The sequence below is a fragment of the Cellulosimicrobium arenosum genome (assembly GCF_014837295.1).
GTDB classification, from domain to species: domain Bacteria; phylum Actinomycetota; class Actinomycetes; order Actinomycetales; family Cellulomonadaceae; genus Cellulosimicrobium; species Cellulosimicrobium arenosum.
The window spans coordinates 1-13,412 of sequence record NZ_JACYHB010000017.1 but is presented as its reverse complement, the minus strand read 5'-3'; the positions used below and the strand labels follow the sequence as shown (position 1 = coordinate 13,412).

The following is a 13,412-nucleotide window of genomic DNA, read 5'->3' as shown; positions in this document are numbered from 1 at the left end:
AGAGCTGCGCGCACCTCACCAGATGCGCACGCGCTCCGCCGGATCGAGGTACAGGGTGTCTCCTGGCCGGACGTCGTAGGCCTCGTAGAACTCGTCCACGTTGCGCACCACGCCGTTGCAGCGGAACTCGTTCGGCGAGTGCGGGTCGGTCGCGATGCGGCGCACGACCTCCTCGTCGCGTCCCTTGGACTGCCAGACCTGGGCCCAGCCGAGGAGCACGCGCTCGACGCCCGTGAGGCCGTCGACCACCGGAGCCTGCGACAACGGACGCCCGAGCGCGATCCGATACGCCTTGAGCGCGATGGACAACCCGCCGAGGTCGCCGATGTTCTCACCGATCGTCAGGCCTCCGTTGACGTGCGGGCCGTCGTCGCCGAGCTGCGCGGGACGGTACGCGTCGTACTGGGCGACGAGGGCTCGGGTCCGCGTCTCGAACTCGTCCCGGTCGCTCGGGGTCCACCAGTCCTCGAGGCGGCCCGCGCCGTCGTACTTCGACCCCTGGTCGTCGAACCCGTGCCCGATCTCGTGCCCGATCACCGCGCCGATGCCGCCGTAGTTCACGGCGTCCTCCGCGTCCGGGTCGAAGAAGGGCGGCTGCAGGATCGCCGCGGGGAACACGATCTCGTTCATGCCGGGGTTGTAGTAGGCGTTGACGGTCTGGGGCGTCATGAACCACTCGTCGCGGTCGAGCGGCCTGCCGATCTTGCCCAGCTCGCGGTCCTGCTCGAACGCGTGCGCCCGGCGCACGTTGCCCACCAGGTCGTCCGGCTCGACGTCGAGTGCCGAGTAGTCGCGCCACCGCACCGGGTAGCCGATCTTCGGGGTGAACGCCTCGAGCTTGTCGAGGGCCTTGGCCTTGGTGTCGTCGGTCATCCAGTCGAGGGTCCCGATGGACTCGCGGTAGGCAGCGACGAGGGTCGCGACCAGCTCCTCCATCCGTGCCTTGTGCGACGGCGGGAAGTGCCGAGCCACGTACTGCGCGCCGACCGCCTCGCCCAGTGCTCCCTGGACGACCGAGACCCCGCGCTTCCAGCGCTCGCGCACCTCCTGCGCCCCGGAGAGCGTGCGACCGTAGAAGTCGAAGTTCGCCTCGACCAGCTCGTCGTTCAGGTACGGAGCGCGCGCGGTCACCAGGTGGAAGACCATCCACAGCTTCCAGTCCTCGAGCGGCTCGGACTGCCACAACGCCGCGAAGCCGGCAGCGAAGTCCGGCTCCCGGACGACGAGGTCGTCCAGAGCGCCCGCGGGGGCGCCGAGCGCGAGCGCCCATGCGCGCCAGTCGAAGCCCGGAGCGGACTCCTCGAGCGCGCCGATGCTCATCGGGTTGTACGTCAGGTCCGCGTCGCGGTCGCGCACGACGTCCCAGTGCTGCGCGGCGATCCTGGTCTCCAGGTCCACGACCCGCTGCGCGGCCTCGGCGGGAGCGGCACCCCACGCCTCGCTCGTCACCCCGACGAGACCGAGCATGCGCTCGACGTGCGCCCGGTACGTCTCGCGGACCGGTGCGTACTGGTCCTCGCGGTAGTAGGCCTCGTCGGGCAGCCCGAGACCGGACTGGTGCAGGTAGACGACGTAGCGCTCCGGGTCCTTCGCGTCGTTGTCGACCCACAGGGCGACGGCGCCCGCCCCGCCGGTGCGCTGGAGCGCGCCGAGCGCACCCGTCAGCTCGGCCTGCGTCGTGGCGGCGGCGACGAGCGCGAGGTCCGTCTGCAGCGGCGTGGTGCCGAGCGACCCGATCGTCTCGGTGTCCATGAAGCTCGCGTACAGGGCCCCGACCTTGGCAGCGTCCGGGCTCACGTCCGGGTCACCGGACGCGACCTGGGCGCCCAGGTCGGTGATGATGTCGCGCACGTCGGCCTCGGCCTGGTCGTGCAGGGCACGGAACGCGCCGTCCATCGCGCGGTCCCCGGGGATCTCGTGCGTCGCGAGCCAGCGTCCGTTGACGTGCCGGTAGAGGTCGTCCTGGGGCCGGGTCGCGGGGTCGAGCGCGGTGCGGTCGATGCCCGAGCGCAGCTCGTCCGAGGCCGGTGGGGTGGACGACGATGAGGTCTGAGTCATGCGTCTCAGGCTACGACCTCGCCACGGTGCCCGGCGTCCGGGGGCGGCATGATGGACCCATGCGCGTACACATCGCCTCCGACCACGCCGGATACGAGCTCAAGACCCACCTCGTCGAGCACCTGCGGTCCGCCGGGCACGACGTCACCGACCACGGCGCCCACTCCTACGACGCCCTGGACGACTACCCGTCGTTCTGCTTCGCCGCCGGGGAGGCCGTCGTCGACGACCCGGGTTCGCTCGGGGTCGTCATCGGTGGGTCGGGCAACGGCGAGCAGATCGCGGCGAACAAGGTCGACGGCGTGCGTGCCGCGCTGGCGTGGAACCTCGAGACCGCACGGCTGGGACGCCAGCACAACGACGCGAACGTGGTCGCGGTGGGAGCCCGGCAGCACCCGACGGACGAGGCCGTCGAGCTCGTCGACGCGTTCCTCGCCGAGCCGTTCAGCGACGACGCACGTCACCAGCGCCGCATCGACCAGCTCGCCGCGTACGAGGCCTCGCGCGGCACCTCCGCCTGAGGTGCCGGAGGGGCACACCGTCCACCGGCTCGCGCGGACGTTCCTCGACCTCTTCCTCGGGAAGCAGCTGGCGGTCTCGAGCCCGCAGGGTCGGTTCGACGCGGGCGCGGCCGTCGTCGACGGGCACGTGCTCGTCGCGAGCGAGGCCTGGGGCAAGCACCTGTTCCTCGGCTTCGCTCCGCGACCGGGCGCGGGCCCGGCGACGACCGCCGGGTGCCGGCGCTGGTTGCGCGTCCACCTGGGTCTGTACGGGGCCTGGACGTTCGCCGGGGACGGCAGCACCGCCGTCGCGCACGCGATCGGGGCGCCACGGCGGCGCGTCGGCGAGCGCGAGACCGTCCCCGCGGGCGCTCCGGGACCGTCGGCGTCCGGCCAGGGGCCCGACGTCGCGTGGTCGGCCCCGCCGCCCCGAGGAGCCGTCCGCGCTCGTCTCCTGGGAGAGCACGCGGTCGCGGACCTGACGGGTCCGGCGGCCTGCGAGGTGATCACGGACGCGGAGAAGCGCGCCGTCACCGGACGGCTCGGTCCCGACCCGCTCCGTGAGGTCGTGCCCGGGGAGCCGGACCCGCGCGAGACGTTCGTCTCGCGGGTGCGGCGGTCGCGCACCCCGGTGGGGGTGCTCCTCATGAACCAGGACGTCGTGGCGGGGGTGGGCAACATCTACCGCGCGGAGTCGTCGTTCCGCGCCGGGCTGGACCCGCTGCGACCCGGACGCGACGTCCCGGCGGCGGTGCTGCGCGCGATCTGGGACGACCTCGTCGTCCTCATGCGTGCCGGTGCGCGCGACGGCGCGATCGTCACGACGCGGCCCGAGGACCGCGACGCCGTCGCCGGCGCAGGGCCCGGCGCCCGCACGGTGCGCCAGAACACCGACGGGGTACCCGGCACCGTGCCCGCGGACGACGCGTTCTACGTCTATCACCGGGACGGGCTCCCGTGCCGTGTCTGCGGCACCCCGGTGCTGCGCTCCGAGCTGGCAGGCCGCACGCTGTACCGGTGCGCCCGCTGCCAGGGCTGAAGGCTCCTCAGAAGACCCAGCCGCAGACCGGCGCCACCGGCCACGAGAAGGCGGCGCTCGCCCGGGCGAGCGCACCCGGCGTGTGCTCGGCGACGAACCCGGCTGCGCCCAGCGCGGCCAGGCTCGTGCCGCCCAGGTACGCCGCACCGAGCTCGCGGACGTCCAGGGACAGGTCGGCCGCGTCGTCCGTGCGGTGCGCGACCGCGGGGCCGAACGCGTCGCCGCGCACGCGCCAGCGCCCCGTGTTGTCCCCCAGCAGCTCGTCGGTGACGTGCAGCACGACGTCCACGTCGGCCGCATAGCGTCGGGCGGTGAGCGCGTCGGCCACGTCGACGACCCGCACCCACAGGTTGTCGGCGATCCGTGGCGTCGCCGAGCGAGGGTCGACGAGCAGGTGGGTCACGGCGTCGTCCACGGGGAGCACGAACGGCACGACCTCGTGCGTGAGGTCGAGGTCGGTGAGCACCCCCCACAGCGCCCGGGCGGCGGCCGCGTCGAGCGCGACGACCTCGCCCGTGCGGACCGACCCGCGCGGCCCCGAGGGTTCCCAGGAGAGCGTGCGGTGGAACCGGGCGTAGCCCCGTGGTTCGCCGTCGAGCTCGACGACGACGATCCGGGTGGGCTCACGGTCCTTGCGGAAGACCTTCGCGTCGTCCCAGAACATCGCCTGCAGCTCGGGTGTCTCGCGGGCAGCCCACCCCGGTCGGTTCACGACGCCGCCGTGCCCGGTCGGGTCGTCGCCGACGCGCCGGTGCAGGTCGGCCACGAGGTCCCCGTGGCGCTCGCGGTCCGCACGCTCGATCCGGACGGTGTGGCGCGCCGCGCCGGGGACGTCCCGCAGTCGCGCGCCACGGGGCAGGGTCACCCGCAGGTCGTCGGCCGCGCGACCGTAGCCGAACCGTCCGTAGATCGCGGCCTCGGCGGCGAAGAGCGCGGACAACGGCTCGCCCCGCTCACGGCAGCGGGCGAGGTGGGTGTGGATCATCGCGGTGAGGATCCCCTGTCGGCGGTGTCCCGGGTGCACCGCGACCCACGTGAGACCGGCGACCGGGGCGACGCCGCCCGGCACGGGGAAGCGCGAGAACGGGTACGAGCTGTGCAGGGCCACGAGGTCCCGCAGGACGGGGACGGCGCCGTCCACCGGTTCGGCGGCGGGGTCGGGCACCTCGTGGACGACGCCGAGGGTGCGCGGCCACGTCAGCGGGAGCGGTCGGTCGACCAGCTCGTCCACCTCGACGGGAGACGGGAAGACCGTGCCGTCGAGCTCGAGCACGGCACGCAGGTCCTCGACCTGCAGGTCGGTGAACGCGTACCGCGGGGGCAGCCGGTCGGCGGTGACGCCAGGGGTGGTCGGCTCGGGCGGACGGTCGTGGCTCATGCCTCGATCATCGCGACCTGCGGTGGTCGGCGCCAGGAGAATCTCGCGGGCCGCGCAACCTGTGACCCACGTGGCACGATGGCGAGGTCCGGCGACCGTCGCCCGGCGCGACCCGCAGGGAGACCGTCTCGATGCAACCGTCCCACGACCTGGGTGCCTCGACCGGTACGGCGGACGCCGCGGAGTACGCCGCGGCGGTGCTCGCCCTCGTCGGGCGCATCCCGACCGCACGCGTGATGACGTACGGCCTCGTCGCAGAGATCGTGGGCGAGACGCTCCACCGCGGCGGACCCCGCCAGGTGGGCCGGGTCCTGCGGGAGTCGTCCGGCGTGGACGACGACGGCGCGCCCCTGCCGTGGTGGCGCGTCCTCGCGGCGTCGGGGTACCCCCCGGCGCACAAGCGCGAGGAGGTGCTGCGCACGCTCCGGGCGGAGGGCTGTCCGCTCAGCGCGGACGGCCGGCGCGTCGATCTGCGACGGGCGGTGTGGTTCCCCGACCCGGACGCCGATACCGCGCCCGGCGGGTCCGGTCCGGACCGGCACCCCTGATCCCGGCCGCCACGAGGTCGGCGTGGCCTCAGTGCCCGGTGGGTTCGGTTCCCAGCGCGGCGGCGACCACCTGGACCGCCGTGGCGTCGCCCTGCACGAGCAGGGTCGTGACCGCGGTCTCCTGCCACGCACCCAGGTCGTGGGCGATCTTCTCCGCCGGACCGACGAGCGCGACGTCCTCGACCATCGCCGTCGGCACCGCGGCCGCCGCGAGGTCCTTGCGGCCCGCGAGGTAGTGCGCCTGGATCTCGTCGCACGCGTCGGAGTATCCCAGCCGATCGAGCGCGTCGCGGTGGAAGTTCGCGCCCTTGGCGCCCATGCCGCCCACGTAGAGCGACAGGAACGGGCGGACCGTGTCCGCGGCGCGCTCCACGTGCTCGTCGACGACGACGGGGACGGTCGCGCTGACCTCGAAGTCGTCGATCGGCGAGCGGTGCTGCGAGCGCTTCGCGAAGCCGTCCGCGAGCAGCTCGCGGAACGAGGCGTCCATGCGCGGCGAGTAGAACAGCGGCAGCCAACCGTCGGCGATCTCGCCGGCCAGGGCGATGTTCTTGGGTCCCTCCGCCGCGAGGTGGATCGGCAGGTCGGCGCGCAACGGGTGCACGGTCGAGCGCAGCGCCTTGCCCAGACCTGTTCCTGCGCCGTCGGGCAGGGGGAGCGGGTAGTGGGGTCCCGCCGACGTGACCGGAGCCTCGCGCGCGAGGACCTGACGCACGACGTCGACGTACTCGCGCGTGCGTGCGAGGGGGCGCGCGTACGGCTGGCCGTACCAGCCCTCGACGACCTGCGGCCCGGAGACGCCGAGGCCGAGCACGAAGCGACCGCCCGAGAGATGGTCCAGCGTCAGCGCGGCCATCGCGGTCGCGGCGGGGGTGCGCGCGGAGATCTGCGCGACCGCGGTGCCGAGGCGGACGTGCGAGGTCGCCGCGCCCCACCACGCGAGCGGGGTGAACGCGTCGGACCCGTAGGCCTCGGCGGTCCACACCGAGTCGACGCCGAGCCGGTCGGCCGCCAGGACCGCGTCCTGGATCCCGGGGGGAGGCCCGGCGGACCAGTAGCCGGTGTGGATTCCCAGGCGCATGGGTGCTCCTCGTCGTCGAGGGACTGGTGGGTCCGAGGGGGAGAGTAGGGCGGTACCCGAGCCGCGTCACGGGCAGGGGGGTATCCGGGACGCGAGGTCTCGGGTACCGCTGGAAGTAGCCTAGCGGACGCCCGGGAGTGCTCGAGACCATCCCCAGGCCGCACGTGCCGGGCCCGCGCAGCGGGTCAGATGACGTACTCGATCAGCAGCGACGGGTCCTCCACCGTGCTGTCGTCGGCGCCGCGTCGCGGGAACCGGACGCGGGCCGGGACGCCGACCGCGACGGCACCCGCGGGCACGTCCTTGACGACGACCGCGTTCGCGCCGACCTGCGCGTCGTCACCGACCCAGACCGGGCCGAGGATCTTGGCGCCGGCACCGACGACCACCCGGTCCCCGAGCGTGGGGTGGCGCTTGCCGCGGCGCATCGAGCGGCCGCCGAGGGTCGACGTGTGGAAGAGCACGACGTCGTCCCCGACCACGGCCGTCTCGCCGACGACGACCCCCATGCCGTGGTCGATGAACAGCCTCCGCCCGATGCGGGCACCCGGGTGGATCTCCACGCCGGTGACGGTGCGCGCGGCCTGCGAGACGAGGCGCGCGGGCAGGCGCAGCAGGGGCTCGCGCCACATCCGGTGCGCCAGCCGGTACGCCCACACGGCGTGCAGCCCGGGGTACGCGAGCGCCACCTCCAGACGTGTCCGCGCGGCCGGGTCGCGCCGTCGGGCCGCCTCGAGGTCCTCGGCGAGGACGCGCAGGAAGCGGCGCACCCGGGAGCCGGGTGCGCCGCGCTGCGCAGCAGGTGCCGACACGTCAGTCCAGCAGGTCGGCGTAGAGGATCGAGGACAGGTAGCGCTCGCCGAACGACGGGATGATCGTGACGATCAACTTGCCCGCGTTCTCGGGACGCTTCGCGAGCTCGAGCGCCGCGTAGATCGCCGCGCCGGACGAGATCCCGACGAGCAGGCCCTCCTCCTTCGCCGCGCGCCGCGCGTACTCGACGGCGGTCTCGGCGTTGACGTCCAGGACCTCGTCGTAGACGGAGGTGTCGAGGATCTCGGGCACGAAGTTCGCGCCGATGCCCTGGATCTTGTGCGGCCCGGGCGCGCCGCCGTTGAGGATGGCCGACTCCTCGGGCTCGACCGCGACGATCTGCACGCCCGGCTTGCGCTCCTTGAGCACCTGGCCGACTCCGGTGATCGTCCCGCCGGTGCCGATGCCCGCGACGACGATGTCGACCTCGCCGTCGGTGTCCGCCCAGATCTCCTCGGCGGTCGTGCGCCGGTGGATCTCGGGGTTGGCCTCGTTGGCGAACTGGCGCGCGAGGATCGCGCCCTCGCGCTGGGCGACGATCTCGTCCGCGCGGTTCACCGCGCCCTTCATGCCCTCGGAGCCGGGCGTCAGGATGAGCTCGGCGCCGAAGGCCCGCAGCAGCGCGCGACGCTCCTTGGACATCGTCTCGGGCATCGTGAGCACGACGTCGTAGCCGCGTGCCGCGCCGACCATCGCGAGGGCGATGCCGGTGTTGCCCGAGGTGGCCTCGACGATCGTGCCGCCGGGCGCGAGCTCGCCCGACGCCTCGGCGGCATCGATGATCGCGACACCGATGCGGTCCTTGACGGAGTTCGCGGGGTTGTAGAACTCGAGCTTGCCGACGACCGTCGCGCCGACGCCTTCGGTGAGCTTGTTGAGCCGGACGAGGGGCGTGTTGCCGACGAGCTGGGTGACGTCGTCGTAGATGCGTGCCATGAGTTCCTCTTCTGTCGACGGCTCGGGCGAGCCGGGGCGGTGGTGGTGCGGGAGCGAGGTGCCGCGGACGGGCGGGGCGCGTCGTGCGGCGACCGACGGCGCGTCGTGCGCGGCACGAGCTCTCGCGGTCGGTCTGCGCGGCGGTCCGCGCGCTGGGCGGTCGTCAGCGACAGCCGGGACAGCAACAACAGGAGGTGCGCGCGAGAGCGCGACGGGACGGCGCGGGAAGCGCGGTGCTCGCGGTCATTCCTCGCTCCTCCTGGTCGGATGCGCGCCGACGGTCGCGGGCCGCCGTGCGGTGGCGGCGGTGCGGCGCTGCGACGTGCGTTGCCCTGAGGCTATCGGTCCGCGTCGCGGAGCCGCAACGGCTGTCCGCGGGTGGAGACGACGACGGGCGCTCCACCGAGTCGGTGGGGCGCCCGTGGGTGGAGCGGGCGACGGGAATCGAACCCGCGTGATCAGTTTGGAAGACTGAGGCTCTACCATTGAGCTACGCCCGCGAGGGCCGCCGGGAGCCCGGCTGCCTGCGGCGGCAACGATAGCAAACCGTGGGGCCCGCCCGCCGCAGAGTCCCCCAGAGCCCCCCCGGAGCCCCCCCAGAGTCCCCCGGAGGCCGTCCGGGGCCAGCATCCGGACCCGCCCTCCACCAGTACACTTGCCATGCCCGCCGCCCCGCGGCCGGCATCGGGGTGTGGCGCAGCTTGGTAGCGCATCTGCTTTGGGAGCAGAGGGTCGCAGGTTCAAATCCTGTCACCCCGACGTGCGGATCTTCGAGGTCGTGCAGTACCCGGTCGAGCGGTTCGGGAGCACCGGGGTCGTCATGGACGCCCTGCCGCCGGCGACGGACGGGCGGACCCAGGTCCACGTGGCCCGGGTCGCCGCCGGAGGCACGATCGGCAGGCACCGGGCGACGCGTACCCAGGTGTTCGCCGTCGTGGCGGGGGAGTGCACGGTGGTCGGCGACGACGACGCCCGAGCGACCGTGACCCCGGGACGTCTTGCACTCTGGTCACCGGGCGAGGAGCACCAGTCCTGGGCGGTCTCGGACAGCGTCGTGGTCGTGCTGGAGACGGACGGCGACGTGGAGCTCGGGGGGCGATTCCGGGCGGTCGCAGGAGACCCGGGGAACCGTCGCGCTTGACCGTTCCCGTACGATAGGACGGTTGCCCGTTCGTCCGCGCACGTGCGACGTCTGTGGTCGGCGCGTCCGCGGGGATCCCCGTGGACTGCTGCCTTCCGCTCCCGTTCCGTTCGTTCCACGCGTCCGCGTGAGAGCACGGTGCTGTCCCCGGCCGCACGCCGGCCCGCCCAGACCAGTTGGAGACCATCGAAGTGAAGAGCGACGTCGAGACCCTGGACCCCACCAAGGTCAAGCTGACCGTCGAGGTGGAGTACGACGAGCTCAGGCCGAGCATCGACCACGCCTACCAGCACATCGCGGAGCAGGTGAACATCCCCGGCTTCCGCAAGGGCAAGGTCCCGCCCCGCATCATCGACCAGCGCGTGGGTCGGCCGGCCGTGCTCGAGCACGCAGTCAACGAGGGCCTCTCCGGCTTCTACCGCCAGGCGGTCACCGAGTCCGGCATCCGTCCGCTCGGCCAGCCCGAGGTCGAGGTCACCGAGGTGCCGCTCGAGGCGGAGGGGCCGTTGAAGTTCACGGCCGAGGTCGAGATCCGTCCCGAGATCACGCTCCCGGACCTGTCGTCGATCGCGCTGACCGTCGACGCCGCCGAGGTGAGCGACGAGGACGTGACCGAGCGCCTCGACGCGCTGCGCGAGCGCTTCGGCACCCTCGTCGGCGTCGACCGCCCGGCAGCCGAGGGCGACTTCGTCGTCCTCGACCTCAAGGCCGTCGTCGACGGCGAGGAGGTCGACTCCGTGTCCGGCGTGAGCTACCAGATCGGCTCGGGCAACATGCTCGACGGGCTGGACGAGGCGCTCACCGGGCTGTCCGCGGACGAGACGACGACGTTCACGGCACCGCTCGCCGGGGGCGAGCACGAGGGCAAGGACGCCGAGGTGACGGTCACCGCGACCTCGGTCAAGCAGCGCGACCTGCCTGCGGCGGACGACGACTTCGCCCAGCTCGCGTCCGAGTTCGACACCCTGGACGAGCTGACGACGGACCTGCGTGAGCAGGCCGCCGGCAGCAAGACGTCGGACCAGGCCGTCGCCGCGCGCGACGGGCTGCTCAAGGCGCTCGAGGAGGCCGTCGAGGTCCCGGTCCCGGCCGGAGTCGTCGAGGCCGAGGTGCACCGTCACCTCGAGTCCGAGAGCCGGCTCGAGGACGACGAGCATCGCGCCGAGGTCACGGTGGAGGCGACCACGGCCATCAAGAACCAGATCCTGCTCGACACGCTCGCCGAGCAGCTCGAGGTCAAGGTCGCCCAGAACGAGCTCCTCGAGTACCTCGTGCAGGCCTCGCGTCAGTACGGGATGGACCCGAACGAGTTCATCCAGTCGATCGACAAGGGCGGTCAGATCCCCGCGATGGTCGGAGAGGTCGCCCGGTCGAAGGCGCTCGCGGTCGCACTGCGGCAGGTCGAGGTCAAGGATTCCGCCGGCACGGTCGTCGACCTCACCGAGTTCATCGGCTCCGACGCCGACGACGCGGCCGACGAGGTCCCGGAGCTCTCCGAGGAGGACGCCGAGGTGGCTGCCGCCGAGGCCGTGACCGAGGAGCTCGCCGAGGAGGCCGTGGCCGAGGTCGAGGCCGAGGAGGCCGCCGCGGCCGAGCCCGCGAAGAAGAAGAAGGCGTCGAAGAGCGCGAAGGCCTGAGGCCTCCCGCTCCACCGGTCGACCACGGCCCGCACCCTCCACCCGGAGGGTGCGGGCCGTGGTCGTGCGGCCGGACCTGTCCGCGACCACGCGTCGGTGCGCCGACAGCGAAACGGCGCCCTGTCGGGACGAGTGCGCGACCCCCGCCGCGTTAGGGTCACTGCAGCAAGGCGGTAGCGGACGGAGAGCACACCGTCCCGACCGCTCGCAGCGCAGGCGGGGAGCCCCGCAGGAGCGACGAAGGAGATGGAAGTGAACGAGCTGTACCTGCCGTCCGACGCGACGGCCCCGGTCGGACGTGCCGAGGGTCCGGGCCTCGGACTCAACGACTCCATCTACAACCGGCTCCTCAAGGAGCGCATCATCTGGCTCGGGTCGGAGGTCCGCGACGAGAACGCGAACGCCATCTGCGCGCAGATGATGCTGCTCGCCGCGGAGGCCCCGGACAAGGACATCTGGCTGTACATCAACTCGCCGGGCGGCTCGATCACGGCCGGCATGGCGATCTACGACACGATGCAGTACATCCAGCCCGACGTCGCCACGATCGCGATGGGCATGGCCGCGTCGATGGGGCAGTTCCTGCTCTCCTCGGGCACCAAGGGCAAGCGCTACGCGACGCCGCACGCCCGGGTCATGATGCACCAGCCGTCCGGCGGCATCGGCGGCACCGCGACCGACGTGCGGATCAACGCGCAGCTGATCATGCACATGAAGCGCGTGCTCTCGGAGCTGACCGCGGAGCAGACCGGCCAGTCGCTCGAGCAGATCGTCAAGGACAACGACCGGGACAACTGGTTCACGGCCGCGGAGGCCAAGGAGTACGGCTTCATCGACCACGTCGTCACGAACGCCTCGTCGGTCACCGGCGGCGGCGGCACCACGGCCTCCTGAACCCGCCACCGGACACAGACTTCACCCGAGGAGAACCCGTGAGCTTCAGCGCCGAGTCCCAGTACCTGTCCACCGCGCAGCGCCTCGCCGGCCCGGCGGCCCGCCCCGGCGGCGTCGCCATGCCGGGCGGTGCCCCGTCGGCACGCTACGTGCTCCCGCAGTTCGAGGAGCGCACCGCGTACGGCTTCAAGCGCCAGGACCCCTACACCAAGCTGTTCGAGGACCGCATCATCTTCCTGGGCGTCCAGGTCGACGACGCGTCCGCCGACGACGTCATGGCCCAGCTGCTCGTCCTCGAGAGCCAGGACCCCGACCGCGACATCATCCTGTACATCAACTCGCCGGGTGGCTCGTTCACGGCGATGACGGCGCTCTACGACACGATGCAGTACATCAAGCCGCAGATCCAGACCGTCTGCCTCGGTCAGGCGGCCTCCGCCGCGGCCGTGCTGCTCGCCGCTGGCCAGCCGGGCAAGCGTCTCGCGCTGCCCAACGCACGGGTCCTGATCCACCAGCCGGCGATGGAGGGCGGTGGCTACGCGCAGGCGTCCGACATCGAGATCCACGCCAACGAGCTGATCCGGATGCGCGAGTGGCTCGAGGACACCCTCGCGCTGCACTCGGGCCGGGAGATCGAGCAGGTCCGCCAGGACATCGAGCGGGACAAGATCCTGACCGCTGCGCAGGCGAAGGACTACGGTCTCGTCGACCAGGTCCTCGAGAGCCGCAAGCCGGTCCAGATCAACAAGCCCTGACCGGAGCCGGCTGCGCAGGAGCGAGCGTCGCGCCGTCGATCCCGTCCCGGGGTCGGCGGCGCGACGTGTTCTCGCGCACCGCCGGAGCGCCCACCTGACAACGTCGTCGCGGTGGTGTGGAATGGGGAGCAGGACACGTCCGACCGGGGCACCGAGGCAAGGAGACACGCAGTGGCTCGCATCTCAGACGGCGCCGACCTGCTCAAGTGCTCGTTCTGCGGGAAGTCGCAGAAGCAGGTCAAGAAGCTCATCGCCGGTCCAGGCGTCTACATCTGCGACGAGTGCATCGACCTGTGCAACGAGATCATCGAGGAGGAGCTCAGCGAGGCAGGGGAGGCGCAGCTCGACGAGCTGCCCAAGCCTCGCGAGATCTTCGAGTTCCTCGAGCAGTACGTCATCGGTCAGGACGGTGCCAAGCGTGCGCTCGCCGTGGCCGTCTACAACCACTACAAGCGCGTGCGCGCCGGGGTGAGCCTCAAGGGGTCGGGTCCCGACGGCGACCCGGTCGAGCTGTCGAAGTCGAACGTGCTGCTGATCGGTCCGACGGGGACGGGCAAGACGTATCTGGCGCAGACGTTGGCGCGGTTGTTGAACGTGCCGTTCGCGATCGCGGACGCGACGGCGCTGACGGA

13 protein-coding genes and 2 tRNA genes are annotated in these 13,412 nt (G+C 72.4%); 9 read left to right on the top strand and 6 right to left on the bottom strand.

Going from position 1 to position 13,412, the window contains the following annotated elements:
• Nucleotides 1–15: 15 nt before the first annotated feature.
• A complete protein-coding gene (locus IF651_RS16225; protein ID WP_191830172.1) occupies nt 16–2,058 on the bottom strand; it encodes a M13 family metallopeptidase in 2,043 nt (680 codons plus the stop codon).
• 59 nt (nt 2,059–2,117) lie between these two features.
• Between IF651_RS16225 and IF651_RS16220 the strand changes: the two genes are divergently transcribed.
• The gene (locus IF651_RS16220) at nt 2,118–2,579 is read left to right on the top strand and encodes a ribose-5-phosphate isomerase (RefSeq protein ID WP_191830171.1); all 462 of its coding nucleotides are present in this window, start codon (nt 2,118–2,120) and stop codon (nt 2,577–2,579) included.
• A 1-nt stretch (nt 2,580) separates the two neighbouring features.
• Nucleotides 2,581–3,597, top strand: coding sequence for an Fpg/Nei family DNA glycosylase (locus IF651_RS16215; RefSeq protein ID WP_191830170.1), 1,017 nt, complete (start codon nt 2,581–2,583; stop codon nt 3,595–3,597).
• Nucleotides 3,598–3,604: 7 nt separating this feature from the next.
• Here the strand turns inward: IF651_RS16215 and IF651_RS16210 are convergent, their stop codons facing one another.
• The gene (locus IF651_RS16210; protein WP_191830169.1) at nt 3,605–4,975 is read right to left on the bottom strand and encodes a GNAT family N-acetyltransferase; all 1,371 of its coding nucleotides are present in this window, start codon (nt 4,973–4,975) and stop codon (nt 3,605–3,607) included.
• 131 nt (nt 4,976–5,106) lie between these two features.
• Here IF651_RS16210 and IF651_RS16205 point away from each other — a divergent pair, with 131 nt between their 5' ends.
• Nucleotides 5,107–5,523 (top strand): MGMT family protein, encoded by a 417-nt coding sequence (locus IF651_RS16205; RefSeq protein ID WP_191830168.1) that lies wholly within the window; start codon nt 5,107–5,109, stop codon nt 5,521–5,523.
• Between the two features lie 28 nt (nt 5,524–5,551).
• Here the strand turns inward: IF651_RS16205 and IF651_RS16200 are convergent, their stop codons facing one another.
• From IF651_RS16200 to IF651_RS16185, 4 genes are all read right to left on the bottom strand, one after another.
• On the bottom strand, nt 5,552–6,604 hold the full coding sequence (locus IF651_RS16200) for an LLM class F420-dependent oxidoreductase (RefSeq protein ID WP_191830167.1): 1,053 nt from the start codon (nt 6,602–6,604) through the stop codon (nt 5,552–5,554).
• 185 nt (nt 6,605–6,789) lie between these two features.
• Entirely contained in the window at nt 6,790–7,416 is a 627-nt protein-coding gene (gene cysE / locus IF651_RS16195) for a serine O-acetyltransferase (protein WP_338404012.1), read from the bottom strand.
• A gap of 1 nt (nt 7,417) precedes the next feature.
• Complete coding sequence (gene cysK / locus IF651_RS16190; RefSeq protein WP_191830166.1) at nt 7,418–8,353, bottom strand: cysteine synthase A; 936 nt, start codon at nt 8,351–8,353, stop codon at nt 7,418–7,420.
• A gap of 426 nt (nt 8,354–8,779) precedes the next feature.
• Nucleotides 8,780–8,853 (bottom strand) — tRNA-Gly (locus IF651_RS16185).
• 185 nt (nt 8,854–9,038) lie between these two features.
• Between IF651_RS16185 and IF651_RS16180 the strand changes: the two genes are divergently transcribed.
• The 6 genes from IF651_RS16180 to IF651_RS16155 all read left to right on the top strand — a co-directional run.
• Nucleotides 9,039–9,112, top strand: a tRNA-Pro gene (locus IF651_RS16180).
• Nucleotide 9,113: 1 nt separating this feature from the next.
• Nucleotides 9,114–9,494 carry a cupin domain-containing protein gene (locus IF651_RS16175; protein WP_191830165.1) on the top strand — a complete coding sequence of 127 codons (381 nt, stop codon included), beginning with the start codon at nt 9,114–9,116 and terminating at the stop codon, nt 9,492–9,494.
• Nucleotides 9,495–9,685: 191 nt separating this feature from the next.
• Entirely contained in the window at nt 9,686–11,131 is a 1,446-nt protein-coding gene (gene tig / locus IF651_RS16170) for a trigger factor (protein ID WP_191830164.1), read from the top strand.
• 246 nt (nt 11,132–11,377) lie between these two features.
• On the top strand, nt 11,378–12,025 hold the full coding sequence (locus IF651_RS16165; protein WP_191830163.1) for an ATP-dependent Clp protease proteolytic subunit: 648 nt from the start codon (nt 11,378–11,380) through the stop codon (nt 12,023–12,025).
• Between the two features lie 38 nt (nt 12,026–12,063).
• Nucleotides 12,064–12,780: an ATP-dependent Clp protease proteolytic subunit gene (locus tag IF651_RS16160; RefSeq protein WP_338404011.1), complete on the top strand. Its 717-nt coding sequence runs from the start codon at nt 12,064–12,066 to the stop codon at nt 12,778–12,780.
• Between the two features lie 171 nt (nt 12,781–12,951).
• Nucleotides 12,952–13,412: ClpX C4-type zinc finger protein (locus IF651_RS16155; protein WP_191830162.1), on the top strand; the 461-nt coding region annotated here is incomplete at its 3' end.

What these genes read in the sequence shown, in the direction of transcription:
- IF651_RS16165 (WP_191830163.1), top strand. Translation starts at nt 11,378, where the DNA reads ATGGAAGTGAACGAGCTGTACCTGCCGTCCGACGCGACGGCCCCGGTC.
- IF651_RS16205 (WP_191830168.1), top strand. Translation starts at nt 5,107, where the DNA reads ATGCAACCGTCCCACGACCTGGGTGCCTCGACCGGTACGGCGGACGCC.
- IF651_RS16220 (WP_191830171.1), top strand. Translation starts at nt 2,118, where the DNA reads ATGCGCGTACACATCGCCTCCGACCACGCCGGATACGAGCTCAAGACC.
- cysK (WP_191830166.1), bottom strand. Translation starts at nt 8,353, where the DNA reads ATGGCACGCATCTACGACGACGTCACCCAGCTCGTCGGCAACACGCCC.
- IF651_RS16210 (WP_191830169.1), bottom strand. Translation starts at nt 4,975, where the DNA reads ATGAGCCACGACCGTCCGCCCGAGCCGACCACCCCTGGCGTCACCGCC.
- IF651_RS16225 (WP_191830172.1), bottom strand. Translation starts at nt 2,058, where the DNA reads ATGACTCAGACCTCATCGTCGTCCACCCCACCGGCCTCGGACGAGCTG.
- IF651_RS16200 (WP_191830167.1), bottom strand. Translation starts at nt 6,604, where the DNA reads ATGCGCCTGGGAATCCACACCGGCTACTGGTCCGCCGGGCCTCCCCCC.